Raw genomic sequence first — 16724 nt, 5'->3', positions numbered from 1 at the left:
TTACTCACAACAAGCCTTTTTAGTTTCTTCTAAAATCTTAAATAAACTATCTTTAATAAATTGTGCTTCTTTTAGACTCATTTCTTGATGAGCAGGTATGCTAAGCTCGGCTTTATAAAAATTATCCGCATTTTCTAAAAATAAATTTCCATATAAATTTTTATAATAACTAAACTCATAAGTAGGCTTATAATGCACTTGTACACCTATGCCCAAATTTAATAATTTTGCAAAAATAATCTCTTTTTGGCAATAAAACTCAGGAAAAAGCAAAATAGGATATAAATGTCTTGAGCTTTTTTTATAATCTTTGATTTTTATAGTGCTAAAATAAGGATTTTTTTCAAATTCTTTATCGTAAAAACTTGTAATGATTTCTCTTTTTTCTAGCATATTATCAAGTTTTTTAAGTTGATTTATACCCAAAGCACAAGCAACATCACTCAAACGATAATTATAGCCTAGTTCAATCATATCACTATCCCAAAGTCTTTTTTTGACTATGCCATGACTTCTTAAAAGCTTGATTTTTGAGATTAATTCCTCATCATTGCTAACGACTGCACCACCCTCAAAGGTTGTGATAGGTTTAACTGGATGAAAAGAAAATATGCTCAAATCTCCCATAGAGCCTACTTTTTGATCTTTATAAATAGCACCTAGGGCATGACTTGCATCATCAATTAGTGGGATGTTGTATCGTTTGGCTAAGGCTAAAATTTCATCCATTTCTACACTATTTCCCGCAAAATCAACCACGCAAATTGCTCCTATATTAGAGCTATCTTGGCTTAATCTTAAAGCAAGTTTTTTCTCATCAATATTTCCATCACTTTTTACATCTATAAACTCAACCCTAGCACCTGCCATTAAAGCTGCATTTGCAGTTGCAGCAAAGGTAATGGGAGTTGTTAAGACAATTTTTTCTTTTACATTTAAAGATAAATACGCAAGGTGTAAGGCAGAAGTAGCTGAATTTAGTACGCAAGCATATTTTACACCCACATATTCACAAAGGGCTTGTTCAAATTCTTCAACCTTTTTTCCTCCGGTTAAAAAATCATCTTTTAAAGCTTTACAAACTGCTTGTATGTCTTGTTCGTCAATATTTTGATGAGAATAAGTTATCATTTTTCAAGCTCTGTATGATTTATTATATTTAAAAGCTCTTCTTGGCTAATCCATTCTTTATTATTATCTGAGCTATAAGAAAAGCCATTGGAAACTTTTTTTCCTTTTTGTCCTTTTGCATTTATGCTAAAATCAATTTCCATATTAGTAAATTTAATACTTGGACTAATGGCATAATAATTTTCAAATTCATAAGTTAAGTGACTATCATCACTTGAAATCATAATTTCATGTAGTTTTTCACCTGCTCTTATGCCTATGATTTTATGAGCTAAATTAGGAGCCATGGTTTTAGCTAAATCTACAATTTTCATAGAAGGAATTTTTGGCACGAAAATTTCCCCTCCATGCATGTATGTAAAGTTATTCAGCACGAAATTAACCCCATCTTCTAAAGATATCCAAAATCTTGTCATTCTCTCATCTGTGATGGGAAGTTCTTTAGCACCTTCATTGATTAGCTTTTTAAAAAATGGTATAACAGAGCCTCTTGAGCCTACTACATTTCCATATCTTGTAACGCTAAATTTAGTATGAGAATTTCCTGCTATGTTATTTGCTGCTACAAAAAGCTTATCGCTTGCAAGCTTTGTAGCTCCGTATAAATTAATAGGATTACATGCTTTATCGGTTGAAAGAGCGATACATTTTTCAACATTATTTTCCAAACACGCATCAATTACATTTTGCGCTCCATGGATATTAGTTTTTATACATTCCATTGGATTATATTCTGCAATTGGCACATGTTTCATAGCAGCTGCATGGATGACAAAATCAACATCCTTCATTGCTATATTTAATCTTTCTTTATCTCTTACATCACCTATAAAATAACGCATGCTATTATCATTAAATTCTCTTGCCATTTCAAATTGCTTGAGTTCATCGCGTGAATAAATGATGATTTTTTTAGGTTTGTATTTTTGAAGTAAAGTTTTAGTATAAGTTTTTCCAAAACTTCCTGTACCACCGGTGATTAAAATGCTTTTTCCATTAAACATATATATTTTCCTATTACTTGACTAAGTTTTTATATCGGCTGAAAATAAAATTATTTTAAAATTCTTGGTAAAGTTATACCTGTTTGGGCTTGGTATTTGCCTTTTTTATCAGCATATGTTACATCACAAGGCTCATCTCCTTGTAAAAACAAAACTTGAGCTATACCTTCATTGGCATAAATTTTAGCAGGTAGTGGGGTTGTGTTTGAAATTTCTATAGTGATATGTCCTTCAAAACCTGGCTCAAAAGGAGTTACATTCACTATAATACCACATCTTGCATAAGTACTTTTACCAAGGCAAATAGCTAAAACATCATTTGGCATTTTAAAATACTCAACCGTTCTAGCAAGCGCGAAAGAATTTGCAGGTACTATACATACATCACCTACAAAATCTACTACATTTTCTTCTACAAAATTTTTAGGATCTACAACAGTGGAATTTACATTGGTAAAAATTTTAAATTCTCTTCCAACTCTTATATCATATCCATAGCTTGAAAGCCCATAACTAACTATACCTTTGCCTATATTTGCTTCGCAAAATGGCTCTATCATATTGTGTTCTAATGCCATTTTTTTGATCCAATTATCTGCTTTTAAGCCCATTTTTGTCCTTTATAATTAAAGTGAATTTTTAAATTATATCTTAAAATAAAAGTAAAAAATAAATAATTGAAGTTATTTTTAGTATTTTTATATATAATTATAAATTAAGTCTTATAAATTAAGGAGAATATATGACAAAAGAAGAAATCAAAGAACTAATGCAACTTTTTGCAGAAGCAAGTATAAGCAAGATTAAAATAAAAGAACAAGATGGATTTGAAATAGAACTAGAAAAAGATTTATGTTGTGAATTACCGGCTCCAGCTCCTGTTGCTCCAGCTCCACAGCCAATTAATGTAAATGTAGTTAATGAGACCAAAGCAAGCTCAAACTCTTCTAATAAACCAACTATCAATAGCCCTATGGTAGGTACTTTTTATCAAGCTCCAAGCCCAGGTGCAGCACCTTTTGCTAAAGCAGGACAAACTATTAAAAAAGGAAGCACTATAGCAATTATTGAAGCGATGAAAATCATGAATGAAATCGAAGCTGAATATGACTGTAGAATAGTAGAAGTTTTAGTTGCAGATGGTCAGCCTGTAGAATTTGGCATGCCTTTATTTGTGGTGGAGAAATTATAAAATGGAAATTAAAAAAGTTTTAATAGCAAATCGTGGAGAAATTGCATTAAGAGCTTTAAGAACTGTAAAAGAAATGGGAAAAAAAGCAATTTGTGTGTATTCTACTGCAGATAAAGATGCTTTGTATTTAAAATACGCTGATGCGAGTATTTGTATAGGAAATGCTAGAAGTTCAGAAAGTTATTTAAATATCCCAGCTATTATTAGTGCGGCTGAAATTAGCGAAGCGGATGCGATTTTTCCAGGATATGGATTTTTAAGTGAAAATCAAAATTTTGTTGAAATTTGTGCAAAACATAATATCAAATTCATAGGCCCTTCAGTAGCTGCTATGGCGCTAATGAGTGATAAAAGTAAAGCAAAACAAGTAATGCAAAGAGCAGGTGTGCCTGTAATCCCAGGAAGCGATGGAGCTTTGGGTGGGGTTGAAGCAGCAAAAAAACTTGCTAAAGAAATAGGCTATCCTGTGATTTTAAAAGCAGCAGCAGGCGGTGGTGGCCGTGGTATGCGTGTAGTTGAAGATGAAAAAGATTTGGAAAAAGCTTATTGGTCAGCAGAAAGTGAAGCTATGAGTGCTTTTGGCGATGGTACTATGTATATGGAAAAATACATTCAAAACCCACGTCACATAGAAGTACAAATCATAGGAGATAGCTTTGGTAATGTGATACATTTGGGTGAGAGAGATTGTTCTATGCAAAGACGCCATCAAAAGCTTATAGAAGAATCTCCTGCAATTTTACTAGATGAAAAAACAAGAGCAAGACTCCATGAAACAGCAGTTAAAGCTGCTAAGGCTATTGATTATGAGGGTGCGGGAACTTTTGAATTTTTAGTGGATAAAAATTTAGATTTTTATTTTATCGAGATGAATACGCGTTTGCAGGTTGAGCATTGTGTAAGTGAGATGGTAAGTGGGGTAGATATTATCGAGCTTATGATTAAAGTAGCAGAAGGGTATCCTTTACCAAAGCAAGAAGAAATTAAACTTAAAGGTCATTCTATAGAATGTAGAATCACTGCTGAAGATTCCAAAACTTTCTTACCTTGCCCAGGTAAAATCACAAAATACGTAGCTCCAGCAGGACGCAATGTAAGAATGGAAAGTCATTGTTATCAAGATTATAGCGTGCCTCCTTATTATGATTCTATGATTGGAAAATTAGTCGTTTGGGGAGAAGATAGGAACACAGCTATTTCTAAAATGAAAATAGCCTTGCAAGAGCTTATTGTAGGTGGGATTAAAACAACTAAAGATTTTCATTTAGCAATGATGGATAATGCAGATTTTATCAATAATAATTATGATACAAATTATCTTTCAAGACATTAATTTAAGATAGGTTTAACCTATCTTAATTCTTCTATATGAGCATTTGCTCTGATTTTATCAAGATGATTTTTTAAGGCTTGTTCTTTTTGAGTTAGAGTATAGACATTGCTAACTTGATCTTTGATTAAGTCAAATTCGATAGGATTTTTACCATATTTTGCTTTTACAAAATATACTATATAAGCATTTTCACCATTTAATACTGGAGTAAATTCTCCTATTTTTGTATTATTTAACAAAGCAAGTAATCTTGGATCTAAACTAGCTGCGTTTAAACTAATGGCTTTTGATTTAATTTGAGAATTTTTATACATAGGATTTTGTGCAAGTTGTTGTAAAAGTTCTGGATTAGTAGAATTATAAACAACTAAGTCTATATTTGAAAAAGTGCTAAATTTATCAAGATTGCTTTCATAAAAATGTTTTAGTGTTTCATCATCGATATTGATTTTTGCATTTTGCATTATGCTTCTATAAAGCTTTTCTCTTTCAAGATCTTTTCTAACCTTATTTTTAAAAACTTCAAAACTTAAACCATCTTTTTCTATCTTTGATTGCAGGCCATTAATGTCAGTTTTATTGCCTTTTGCTATTTGGGCTAATTTTTCATTAAGTTCAAAAGTACTTACATAAATTCCTAGCTTTTTAACTTCGCTTTGTTGAACTTTATCATCTACTAAAAATGCTATAGCTTTTTGTTTATCGTCAGTTTTTAATTCTTTCATGGTTTGTTCTATATCATAAAGAGTAATAGGTTGATTTTCTACTACCATTGCTACGCCACCAAGGGTTTGAGCATATAAAATATTTGCAGCAAAACAACAAGATATTAAAAATTTTCTCATATAAAACCTTTATTTAAGTGTAAATATAGCATTATAACAATAAAAATTTAAAAAAGGTAAAAATATGCAAGAAATCACAACGCGTTTTGCTCCTTCTCCAACAGGATATTTGCACATAGGAGGGCTTAGAACGGCTTTATATAATTATCTTTATGCAAGAAAAAATAAGGGTAAATTTTTATTGCGTATTGAAGATACGGATTTAAAAAGAAATTCACAAGAAGCTACACAAGCTATTATAGAAGCATTTAAATGGTGTGGGCTTGATTATGATGGGACGATTGAGTATCAATCCCAAAGATTTGAAATTTATAAAAAATACATTCAAAAATTATTAGATGAGGGTAAGGCTTATTATTGTTATATGAGCAAAGAAGAGCTTGATGAGTTAAGAGCTAAGCAAGAAGCAGCCAAAGAGCGCCCAAAATACGATGGTAGATATAGAGATTTTAAAGGAACTCCCCCAAGTGGTATTGAGCCTGTGGTGCGTATAAAAGCACCACAAAGTGGAGAGATTAAATTTATAGATGGTATTAAAGGCGAGGTTAGTTTTAAGGCTGAAGATATTTTAGATGATTTTGTAATTGCAAGAAGCGATGGTAGCCCAATTTATAATCTAACTGTTGTAATTGATGATGCACTAATGGGTGTGAGTGATGTTATAAGAGGGGATGATCATTTATCAAATACCCCAAAACAAATCGTTCTTTATGAGGCACTAGGCTTTAAAATTCCTAAATTTTATCATGTGGCTATGATACATGGTGAAGATGGTAAAAAACTTTCTAAGCGTCATGGGGCAACTGATGTGATGGAGTATAAAAATATGGGAATTTTACCTCAAGCCTTGTTAAATTTTTTAGTGCGTCTTGGTTGGAGTCATGGTGATGATGAAATTTTTTCTTTAGAAAGTATGCAAGAGCTTTTTGATCCAAATCATATTAATAAAAGTGCTTCTTGTTATAATTTTAAAAAGCTAGAATGGCTTAATGCTCATTATATTAAAACTTTACCTTTTGAAGAAATCAATAGACAATTAAAAGATTTAGGTTTTGATTTAAGTCAGTATGAAAAAGCGGGATTTTTACTGGATATGTTAAGAGAGAGAGCTAAAACCTTACATGATATTATTAGTGGGGCTAAAGTGTTACTAAATGACCCAAAAGAATACGATCAAAAGGCTGTAGATAAATTTCTTAATGTAACAAATTTAACTTATTTGGAAAAATACGCTATGGTTTTAAATGAGCAAAAAAATGCTTGCGAATTTGAAGAATTAACTAATCAATTCTTAGAAGAAAATAATCTTAAGTTAAAAGATCTAGCTCAAGCCATACGCATTGCACTCACTGGAAGCTCGGTAAGTCCTAGTATATTTGAAGTATTAGAATTTTTAGGAGTGCAAAAAGCTAAGCTTAGAATAGAAAATTTACTAACTTACATGAAGGGGAAATAATGAATTTAAAAGAAGAGGCTTTAGAATACCACTTAGGGGGTAAAGTAGATATTGTTGCTAGAAAGCCTATGGATAGTGCGCATGATTTATCTTTAGCTTATTCTCCGGGGGTTGCTGAACCTTGTGTTGAGATAGCAAAAGATGAAACCTTAGTTTATAAATACACTAATAAAGCTAATTTAGTTGCCATAGTAAGTGATGGTAGTGCGGTTTTGGGACTTGGCAATATAGGAGCAAGTGCAAGTAAGCCTGTGATGGAAGGAAAGGCTTGTTTGTTTAAAAAATTTGCTAATGTTAATGCTTATGATTTGGAAATTAATGCTCATAGTGTAGATGAGATTGTTACCTTTTGTAAAGCTATAGCACCTACTTTTGGAGGAATTAATTTAGAAGATATTTCAGCGCCAAAATGCTTTGAAATAGAAGCTGCTTTGCAAGATCTTGGAATTCCAGTAATGCATGACGATCAACACGGAACTGCGATTATTTCTACAGCAGGATTAATGAATGCTATGGAAATTAGTGGTAAAAAATTTGAGGATATTAAAGTAGTAGTAAGTGGTGCGGGTGCAGCGGGTATTGCAAGTGCTAGAATGTATAGAAATTTAGGGGTTAAAAATATCGTTTTAGTAGATAGTAAGGGTGTGATTAATACTCAAAGAGATGATTTAAATAAATACAAACTAGAATTTGTAAGTGATACTAAAGATAGTACTTTAAGAGAGGCTTTAAAAGGTGCTGATGTGTTTTTGGGTTTAAGTGCACCTAAGATTTTAGATGATGAGATGATTTTAAGTATGGCTAAAGATCCTGTGATTTTTGCACTAGCTAATCCTGTGCCTGAAGTAATGCCTGAAGATGTTAAAAGGGTTAGAAATGATGCTATAGTTGGAACAGGTAGAAGTGATTATCCAAATCAAATTAACAATGTTTTAGGTTTTCCTTTTATTTTTAGAGGAGCCTTAGATGTAAAAGCGACTAAAATCACTGAAAATATGAAAGTAGCTGCTGCTAAAGCTTTGGCTGATTTAGCTAAGCTTGAAGTAACTGATGAGGTAAAACAAGCTTATGGGGTAGAAGAGCTTAGCTTTGGTAGAGATTATGTGATACCAAAACCATTTGATAGCAGGGTAAAAGCTGTAGTTAGTGCTGCTGTGGCAAAAGCTGCGGTTGAAGATGGAGTGGCTTTGGTAAAAGAATTTGACTATCAAAAATATCTAGCAAGTTTACAATAGTTTTTATAGATTAAGTTTTATTTAAAATATTTTTTTGAATAAAACTTAATTTTTATTTTCAATCTTTCAATTTGACTTTTCTATTATTTTAATTTTTTACTTAATAATCTAAGATTACAAAATAATTTTTTACAATAAATGTTAAATTTTGATATAAATTTTAGTATTGATTATATTTTTAATTAAATTAATTTATATTTAAGATATTTTTTTATAGGATACTAATACTTAATCATAGAAAGGCTAAGATGGTTTTTGGAAAGATAGATTATCTTAATTTACTCCCTTTGCATATCTATCTTAAAAAAGCAGCTTTTCCTAGCTATGTTAAGCAAACTACAGAATACAAAAAAGGGGTTCCTAGTAAGCTAAATCGCCATTTGTATTTTAGACGCATTGACGCAGCGATTATTTCAAGTATTGAAAGTCGTAGAAAAAAATACAAAACCTTAAATGTGGGAATTTGCGCAAGCAAAAAGGTAAAAAGCGTTTTAGTAAAAAAACATTCTCAAAGCAAAGAAGATGCAAGTTCTGCAACTTCTAATGCTCTTGCAAAAGTTTTAAAGCAAAAAGGGGAGGTTATCATCGGTGATAAGGCTTTAAAACTTTATTTGCAAAATCCAAAAGATTATATTGATTTGTGTGAATTATGGTATGAAAAGACAAAACTACCTTTTGTTTTTGCACGCTTTTCTTGTGTTAAAAATTTTTCTATTTATAAAAAAATGATGAAAAATTTCACAAAAAGTAAAATTTTCATTCCACAATATATTTTGCTAGATTATTCTAAATCAAGAAATCTTTCTCAAAAGGAAATTAGCGCATACTTAAAGCTAATTTATTACAAAATAGGAACAAAGGAGCAAATGGCGCTAAAAAAATTTTTAGCTAAAACAAACAGCAAGATACTATAAAAAGGACAATTTATGAGTATGGCTAAACAATATATCAACGAAACTTTAGAAAAAATTCAAACAATATCCCCAAGACAACCTATCTTTTTTCAAGCAGCAACTGAGGTATTAAATTCTTTAGAGCCTTTACTTGAATCTAACAAAACTTATCAAGATCATGCAATATTAGAGCGTATTGTAATGCCTGAAAAAACAACTATATTTAGAGTTGTATATATCAATGATGCAGGTAAAGCTCAAACACATTTTGGCTATAGAGTGCAGTTTAATTCTAGTTTAGGTCCTTATAAAGGTGGACTTAGATTTCATCCTAGTGTAAATTTGGATGTTTTGAAATTTTTAGGTTTTGAGCAAATTTTCAAAAACTCTTTAACGGGTTTGATGATAGGCGGTGCTAAAGGTGGAGCAAATTTTGACCCTAAAGGTAAAAGCGAAGCAGAAATTATGCGTTTTTGTCAAGCTTTTATGGCTGAACTTTCAAAAATCATAGGTGCAAGCACTGATGTGCCAGCGGGTGATATAGGGGTTGGTGCTAGGGAAATTGGATATATGTTTGGAGCTTATAAAAAAATTAGCTCTAATTTTGATGGAACTTTAACGGGAAAGAAAATTCCATGGGGTGGAAGCTTAGCAAGAACAGAAGCAACAGGGTATGGCTGTGTGTATTTTACTCAAGAAATGCTAGCAAAATATAACAATGCATTAGAAGGAAAAGAATGTGCAGTCTCAGGTAGTGGAAATGTGGCAATTTATACCATAGAAAAACTATACCAACTTGGTGCAAAAGCAATCACAATAAGCGATAGTGATGGATTTGTTTATGATAAAGATGGAATAGATTTAGATTTATTAAAAGAAATTAAAGAAGTAAAAAGAGCTAGGGTGAGTGATTATGCAGCGCTTAAAAAAGGTGCTATTTTTACTCCAAAAAGTGCATATAAACAAGGTTGCAATGGAGTATGGAGTATACCTTGTGATATAGCTTTTCCAAGTGCTACGCAAAATGAATTAAATTTAGAAGATATTAAAACCTTATATCACAATGGTTGTCGCATGGTAGCAGAAGGGGCTAATATGCCAAGCACACTTGAAGCGATTGATTTTATGTTAAATCAAAAAGACTTTTTATTTGCTCCAGCTAAGGCTGCAAATGCAGGCGGTGTAGCGACTTCTCAACTTGAAATGCAGCAAAACGCAAGTATGTGTCAATGGAGTTTTGAGGAAGTTGATGCAAAATTGCATAAGATTATGAAAAATATTTTTGAAAACTCATACGAGTGTGCAAAAGCTTATAATCATGAAGGAAATTTAGTAGTAGGTTCAAACATAGCAGGCTTTAAAAAAGTAGCTGATGCGATGATTGATCATGGTTATATTTAAAAAGATGGCTTAAATGCCATCTTTAATGCATATAAAAAAAGCTTGTTATTTGATTAGCAATTTTTTCTTCTAAAGATTCTTTGGCTCTATCTATATTGCTAAGATAAGCAGTTCTTGCTAAAAGCGAGGTGCTTTGAGTAGAGTTTTTGGAGCTAATTTGTAAATTAACTTGCAAAAGATAATAATTTTCTACTTCCATTTCAAAAACATTATCTATTTTATCAAAGTCATTATAAAAAAATCTCGCATTAGAAGCAATTAGTCTTTGTGCATAAGAAAATTTCTTAAAATCTACTATATTGATATAAATTTTATAATCACTTTGAGTATTATCTAAAACTAATCCCAAATTTTGTAATTTTTGAGTGAGTTTGGCTTCTAAATTTGTGTTTAATTTTGAAGGATTATTGATGTGTAAAGAAAAACTTTGATTTTTATTAGCATGCAGGAAAATACCCTCATTATTTGTTTGGATAAAAGTTTGCACAGGGCCTGTGCAAGCACTTAAAAATAGTGCAAGCACAAGCAAGAAAAGATTATTTTTGAGCATTGATTATGGTTGGTACGGCGCGAAGACCAAGTTTAGAGTATTTTGCAAAAGTTTCTCTTACTGCTTTAACTTCAGCTTCACTAGGCTTTTTATAATCTTTTATATCTTTATCGTAGTATTTTTTCATGATAGCGATTTTTTGTGCATCATCTTTGGCATTTTTACTTTCTTTATAGATTAATGCAGATTTTTCAAAAGCGCTTGTATCATGGATAGGGGTTAAGATAAATTTAACTTGATGAGTTTTTAGTGTTTCTTCTATTTTATCTAAATGCATTCTACAGTATGGACATTCAGGATCGCTAAAAACATAAAGCAAAGGTTTGTTTTTATCGCCTAAAGAAACAAACATTTTTTCTTTTTTAAGTTCCACTAAAGCTTTTTTTGAAAATTCAGCTTGTTGTTTTTCCATGAGTTTTGCTTGATAAACTTGAGAATAAAACTCACCTTTTTTTACATCAATTACTTCGGTTGTGATGATATTATCTTGAGTGAAAACGATTTCTTGGAAATTTTTACCACTAATTTCAAAATTAACTATCACGGCTTCAAAGTTAGTATCAGGAATTTTTTCTCTACTAGAAACACTAATATTTGCATTTGATAAATTTGGATTTTTCTTAAAAAAATTAATAATTTCTTCATTACTTGCAGCAAATAAAGAGCTAGCAAGAGTTAAAAGAGCTAGAGATTTTTTCATTTTTTTCCTTTAATTTAAATTTGTATCATTATAAAATGTAAATTTTAACACTTAGACTTTTAGCATTCTTTTTTCCTCGATTTTTATCACTTGAGGATAGTTTTTATCAAGGTATTCTAAATAAGCTATGGTGTATTTTCTTGAAATTTGAAAATGATTTTTTACAAAGGCGACATCTAAATGATGATCTTGTAAAAGCTTTAAAAACTCTTGCATGAGATTTTCAAGGGCATTTTTTTCTATAAAAAGATTATGCGCTAATCTTTTGACTTTGTTTTCTTTAGTGAGTTTTTTTAAGATAAGATCTCCATTTTTCCTATCAAGCTCTAAATATTCATAAAGATTGTAAGGTGCGGTAGGTTTTATACCTTCTTTTTTTAAAATTTCATAAAGCTCACAATGAGCCTTTTCTTGTAATTTTTCAAAATTTTGTCCTTTTAAAAACCATATGCCGTCTTTAAAATCTAATTTTTCTTGCATTTGCTTGAGCACATAAGTACAAAAGCTCTCACTTGCCCAGCTAAGTCTTAAGGCGATAGAATGAGGCGAGATTAAAGCATAAGGATTTTTAGAGAAAATAAAATTAATAAATTCTTTTAAAGTTTGCATAGCATTTAAATCATACACATTTAAAGCTTGCTCATCGACAAAAACATGATCTAAGCTTTTTGCTAGGTTTAGGGCTTGTTCATGAGTGAGTTTAAAGCGTTGATAGCTTGAAAGTAAGCCAAAACCAAGTTTGTGAGTTTGTTTTAAAAACTCAAATACTTTTTTAAAATCTTTTTGTTCTAAAAGTGCTAAATATTTAGCTTTTATATCTTTTTTCAAAGGCTCACTCACTGCATTTAATACCACGCCACCACTTTTAATACGCCCATTTTCAAGCAAGATAAATTTATCATCAAAACACAAAGGTAAGTTTTTATCAAACTCTAAGCTAATATAAGTTTTATCTTCAAATTCTTTGATTACGCTAATTTTTGCATTAAGCTTTTTTGAGCCACTACAAAATTCTAAAATGCTTCCGTGTTTAATCTCTGTATTAAAAACAACCCCATCGATACTTTTAAAGCTTTTAAAGACACCTTTTTTGCTTAATACATAGCCTTTTTTTAATTCATGATAATCACAATTTAAACTCAAAGCAACTCTATTATAAGCTTTTGCTTCTAAAACATTTTCTTCATGAATTTGTATGTTTTTTACAATGATATCTTTTTGATTTTCAAGGCAAAATATTTTTTCGTTTTTGCTGATTTTTCCTTCATTTAAGCTCCCTGTTACTACCGTGCCTATACCTTTTAGAGAAAAAACTCTATCAATGTAGTATCTAAAAATCAAATTTTCATCATTTTCTTTAGGTTTTAAACTAAGCAGATAGTTTTTTAAATTTAATATACTTTGCTCATCATAAATACTTGTTGGAAAAACTTTTAAGATATTGATTTTAAAGGATTTTAATTCTTTTAAAAGCTCTGTTTGTTTTTGCGCTAAATCCTTGCATAAATCAACCTTACTTAAAATAAGCACCACATCTTTTACGCCTAAAAATTCCAAAACTCTTAAATGCTCTATACTTTGAGCCTTTAAACCCTCGTTTATATCTATGACAAACATACACACTCTAAAGCCAAAAGCACCACTTATCATAGTTTTAATCAAACTTTCATGTCCAGGCACATCGATAAAAGCAATATTTAAATTTTCACTTTTTAAATTTGAAAAACTAAGATTGATCGTAATACCTTTTTCTTGCTCTTCTTTTAAATCATCACCTTCAAAACCATTTAAAGCTTTAATAAGCGAAGTTTTACCATGATCAATATGTCCAGCAGTGCCTATGATGATACTATGCATGAAATACCTCTTTGATAGCGTGGATTAAACGGTTTAAATCTTTTTCTAAAATACTTCTAAAATCTAGCACAAAATACCCATTTTCAACACGGCCAATCACACCTTTTTTTCTAAATTTTTCTTGTAAAAGCAAAGCTTTTTCATCAAAACTTAACACAAAAGTATCTAAGCTTTTATCAGGCATAGAGCCACCGCCTACTAAACTTTTAGAAGTTTTTAATTCACATTTTATAGGAATTTTTTCTTTGACAAAAAGAGCCTTTTTTTCTATGGTTTTTAAATCATCATTTAAAAGTTTTAGTGTGGGGATTTTTTCATATTCTTTTTCCAAGTAAGCTTTTGTAGTTTCATTTAAAAAAGCTAGAGTGATTTTATCAACCCTTAGCATTCTTAGAAGTTGATTTTTCTTTAATTGTTGAATGTATTTTTTCTTTCCAAGTATAATGCCTGCTTGAGTAGAGCCAAAAAGCTTATCACCACTAAAACTTAAAATATCACAATGTTTTAAAAGCTCTTTCACGCTTGGCTCGTTTTTGCTAAGTTGTTTATTAATTTTTTCACACCAGCCAGCACCCAAATCATAATAAGATATGAGTTTTTTCTTTTTTGTTAAAGCATAAATTTCGTTCAAGCTTACTTCTTCAAAAAATCCTTTAAAAGCAAAATTAGAGCGATGAGTTTTTAAAATCATTTTAGTATTTTCATTGATAGCTTTTTCATAATCATATAAATGAGTTTTATTAGTCGCGCCTATTTCTTTTAGCCTAACACCAGCTGCTAGCATAACTTCAGGAATTCTAAAATTTCCCCCAATCTCAACTAGCTCACTTCTTGAAGTAATAACTTCTTCATTTTTTGCTAAGGTGTTTAAGATCAAAAATACAGCCGAGGCATTATTATTAACAACCAAGCAATCTTCACAATCAAATAATATTTTTAAATTCGCACTAAGTGCGTCATACCTTGAGCCTCTTTTGCCACTTTGCATGTTAAACTCTAAATTTGAATAAGAGCAGATGATTTCTTTAGTTCTTTCAAAAATACTCTCATCAATAATGCTACGACCAAGATTAGTATGTATGATAACTCCAGTAGCATTGATCAAACTTTGACTTTGCATATTTAAAAACTCATCAATGCTTTGAGAAATTTTACTTAGCAAATCTTGCAAGCTAAAATTTAAATTTTCATCTTTACTTAGTTCTTTTTTACAATTTGAAACAACTATTTTTGCAAAATGAGATCTTAAATACAAAGGGTAATTAGCCAAGTTTTCATCGTTTATAAGCGTGTTTATGGGTGGAAAATTTCTAAATTTGTTCATCTTAAACCTTAAGAATAAATTAGTAAAATTATAACTTTTTTATAATGAAATTTATATAATTAAGATTAAAAAATTTAAAAGAGAGCGTTATGAAAGATTTTGTATTTTTAGAAAATGAAGATTTAATTCCTTTAAGTGATAATATTAGCATAGTTCAAAAAGCCTGTAATGAGGAAGTTTTTATAGGAAATTCAAAGCTTTTAAACCCTGAAGTTTATGCACCTGAGATTAATTTTTACCTTAAAAACTCACAAGATGATGTGCTTAAAAAAGCTAAAACTATTGAGTCTTTATATAAGATTAGATCTAAAGTTTATGATTTAGGACTTGATTTAGAATATACCAAAGAAGTGGGTAAAAATGTAATTATTGTAAGCAATGAGGATCAAAATGAGCTTATTGAAAGCTTAAAAAAACAAGAATACAAGGTTTTAAAACTAAGCAATGAGCAATGTTTGGGTGTTTTAGGTTGCGTGGGCGAGCTTTGTGTGATAGCTTTAAAAGATAATGAGCAAGTAGAAATTGATTGTGATTTTTTCTTATATGATGTAAAAAAAGAAAGTTTTGATCAACAAAGTGGTTGCTATGATTTAACTACTTTAAGTCAAGAAGAACTTATAAAACTTTTAAATTCTAATTCTCCAAAATATAAATTTAGAAATTATATTAGTTATGATGATAGCATTTGTCAATACCATGAAAGAAGAAGTATTCATTGTGGAAAATGTGCTGAAATTTGTCCTAGTGTGGCTATTTTAAAAGATGATGAGCAAAGAAAATTAGAATTTTCTCATGTGGATTGTTTAAGCTGTGGTGATTGTGTGGGGATTTGTCCTAGTGGGGCGCTTGATTATGCACCTATGCCACGTAATAGCTTTTATGAAATTTTAAAATTTTATGAAGATAAAATTATTTTAATAATTCCAGAGAAAATGTCTATAGAAAATTTAAATATCACTTTAAAAGAAGATGTAATGCCTTTTATGATTAAAGGCGAAAACTATCTTGATCAAGCGCATTTTTTAGCTATGCTTCAAACAAGTGGTGCGAATGTGGTTTTTTATAGTGATGGCTTATCGCAAGGTGCTTTAGAAGTGATAGCTTTAATGAATGAAATTTTTCAAAGAAAATTTAAACAAAATGCAATTTTTCTAGCTAAAGATGAAAAAGAACTTTTAGAGGCTATAAATCAAGCACATTTTATAGAAAATCTTAAATTTATATCTTATAATCCTGCGCTTTTAAAAAGAGAAGATTTTGCTATAAGATTAAGAGAGCTTATAAAAGAAGAAAATTTAGGCAATATCCCAAGCAAAGAATGGATACGCTATGGAAAAATCACTATCAATACAGACACCTGTACCTTATGTCTTTCTTGTGTGGGAGCTTGTAATGTAGGAGCTTTAGTAGCTGATGCTAAGGATAATTCTTTGAAATTTAATGCAAGCTTATGTACTACCTGTGGATATTGTGAGGCAAGTTGTGCTGAAAAAGATACTTTAATGCTTCAAAGAAGCGGGATAGATTTAGAAAAAGAGTATTTTTCTTTTATGGTTTTAGCTCAAGATGAACTTTTTGCCTGTGTAGAGTGTGGGAAAGAATTTGCTACTAAAAAGGCCATTGAAAAAATCGCTAGCATTATGAAGCCAAGATTTATGGGTGATGAAGCTAAGATAAAAACACTATATTGCTGTGCTGAATGTAAAGCAAAAGTAATGATACAAAGTATGAATGTGCTTTAATTGTTTATAAGATTTTTGCTGTTTTTGATTTTATTTTAATAAAATCAAAATTCTCTACTAA

The 16724-nt window shown here is 30.5% G+C and carries 15 protein-coding genes; 7 read left to right on the top strand and 8 right to left on the bottom strand.

Going from position 1 to position 16724, the window contains the following annotated elements; all coding sequences use genetic code 11:
• From pseC to dcd, 3 genes are read right to left on the bottom strand one after another with little or no spacing between them, the layout of a single operon-like run.
• The gene (gene pseC / locus L8T90_RS01865; RefSeq protein WP_263736548.1) at positions 1–1131 is read right to left on the bottom strand and encodes a UDP-4-amino-4,6-dideoxy-N-acetyl-beta-L-altrosamine transaminase; all 1131 of its coding nucleotides are present in this window, start codon (positions 1129–1131) and stop codon (positions 1–3) included.
• Positions 1128–2135, bottom strand: coding sequence for a UDP-N-acetylglucosamine 4,6-dehydratase (inverting) (gene pseB, locus L8T90_RS01860; protein WP_263736547.1), 1008 nt, complete (start codon positions 2133–2135; stop codon positions 1128–1130). Before pseB ends, pseC begins: the two co-directional genes overlap by 4 nt.
• A gap of 50 nt (positions 2136–2185) precedes the next feature.
• A complete protein-coding gene (gene dcd / locus L8T90_RS01855) occupies positions 2186–2746 on the bottom strand; it encodes a dCTP deaminase (protein ID WP_012661997.1) in 561 nt (186 codons plus the stop codon).
• A 131-nt stretch (positions 2747–2877) separates the two neighbouring features.
• On the opposite strand from dcd, the gene accB reads away from it, so the two are divergent.
• Both accB and L8T90_RS01845 read left to right on the top strand, forming a co-directional pair.
• Positions 2878–3327, top strand: a complete 450-nt coding sequence (gene accB / locus L8T90_RS01850) for an acetyl-CoA carboxylase biotin carboxyl carrier protein (RefSeq protein WP_173787016.1) — start codon at positions 2878–2880, stop codon at positions 3325–3327.
• Between the two features lies 1 nt (position 3328).
• Entirely contained in the window at positions 3329–4660 is a 1332-nt protein-coding gene (locus L8T90_RS01845; protein ID WP_087685488.1) for an acetyl-CoA carboxylase biotin carboxylase subunit, read from the top strand.
• Positions 4661–4677: 17 nt separating this feature from the next.
• On the opposite strand, the gene L8T90_RS01840 is transcribed toward L8T90_RS01845, so the two are convergent.
• Positions 4678–5505 carry a peptidylprolyl isomerase gene (locus L8T90_RS01840; RefSeq protein ID WP_263736546.1) on the bottom strand — a complete coding sequence of 276 codons (828 nt, stop codon included), beginning with the start codon at positions 5503–5505 and terminating at the stop codon, positions 4678–4680.
• 64 nt (positions 5506–5569) lie between these two features.
• On the opposite strand from L8T90_RS01840, the gene gltX reads away from it, so the two are divergent.
• The 4 genes from gltX (at position 5570) to gdhA (ending at position 10490) form a co-directional block, all read left to right on the top strand.
• The gene (gene gltX / locus L8T90_RS01835; RefSeq protein ID WP_263736545.1) at positions 5570–6961 is read left to right on the top strand and encodes a glutamate--tRNA ligase; all 1392 of its coding nucleotides are present in this window, start codon (positions 5570–5572) and stop codon (positions 6959–6961) included.
• Positions 6961–8196: a malic enzyme-like NAD(P)-binding protein gene (locus L8T90_RS01830; protein WP_263736544.1), complete on the top strand. Its 1236-nt coding sequence runs from the start codon at positions 6961–6963 to the stop codon at positions 8194–8196. Before gltX ends, L8T90_RS01830 begins: the two co-directional genes overlap by 1 nt.
• A gap of 248 nt (positions 8197–8444) precedes the next feature.
• Complete coding sequence (locus tag L8T90_RS01825) at positions 8445–9110, top strand: MqnA/MqnD/SBP family protein (RefSeq protein ID WP_263663404.1); 666 nt, start codon at positions 8445–8447, stop codon at positions 9108–9110.
• Between the two features lie 12 nt (positions 9111–9122).
• Positions 9123–10490 carry an NADP-specific glutamate dehydrogenase gene (gene gdhA / locus L8T90_RS01820; protein WP_263736543.1) on the top strand — a complete coding sequence of 456 codons (1368 nt, stop codon included), beginning with the start codon at positions 9123–9125 and terminating at the stop codon, positions 10488–10490.
• 22 nt (positions 10491–10512) lie between these two features.
• Here the strand turns inward: gdhA and L8T90_RS01815 are convergent, their stop codons facing one another.
• Genes L8T90_RS01815 through selA form a run of 4 tightly spaced genes read right to left on the bottom strand, consistent with a single transcriptional unit; the run spans position 10513 to position 14921 of the window.
• The gene (locus L8T90_RS01815) at positions 10513–11040 is read right to left on the bottom strand and encodes a hypothetical protein (protein WP_263736542.1); all 528 of its coding nucleotides are present in this window, start codon (positions 11038–11040) and stop codon (positions 10513–10515) included.
• Positions 11027–11740: a thioredoxin fold domain-containing protein gene (locus L8T90_RS01810; protein ID WP_263736541.1), complete on the bottom strand. Its 714-nt coding sequence runs from the start codon at positions 11738–11740 to the stop codon at positions 11027–11029. Before L8T90_RS01810 ends, L8T90_RS01815 begins: the two co-directional genes overlap by 14 nt.
• Positions 11741–11791: 51 nt before the next feature.
• Positions 11792–13597: a selenocysteine-specific translation elongation factor gene (selB, locus tag L8T90_RS01805; protein WP_263736540.1), complete on the bottom strand. Its 1806-nt coding sequence runs from the start codon at positions 13595–13597 to the stop codon at positions 11792–11794.
• Positions 13590–14921 carry an L-seryl-tRNA(Sec) selenium transferase gene (gene selA / locus L8T90_RS01800; protein WP_263736539.1) on the bottom strand — a complete coding sequence of 444 codons (1332 nt, stop codon included), beginning with the start codon at positions 14919–14921 and terminating at the stop codon, positions 13590–13592. Before selA ends, selB begins: the two co-directional genes overlap by 8 nt.
• 89 nt (positions 14922–15010) lie before the next feature.
• Here selA and L8T90_RS01795 point away from each other — a divergent pair, with 89 nt between their 5' ends.
• Positions 15011–16663 (top strand): 4Fe-4S dicluster domain-containing protein, encoded by a 1653-nt coding sequence (locus tag L8T90_RS01795; protein ID WP_263736538.1) that lies wholly within the window; start codon positions 15011–15013, stop codon positions 16661–16663.
• The last annotated feature ends 61 nt before the right edge of the window (positions 16664–16724 follow it).

It is taken from the genome of Campylobacter sp. RKI_CA19_01121 (assembly GCF_025771295.1).
In the GTDB taxonomy this organism is placed as follows: domain Bacteria; phylum Campylobacterota; class Campylobacteria; order Campylobacterales; family Campylobacteraceae; genus Campylobacter_D.
Note: the sequence above shows the minus strand (reverse complement) of the source record. Positions and strands in the feature narration are given on the sequence as shown.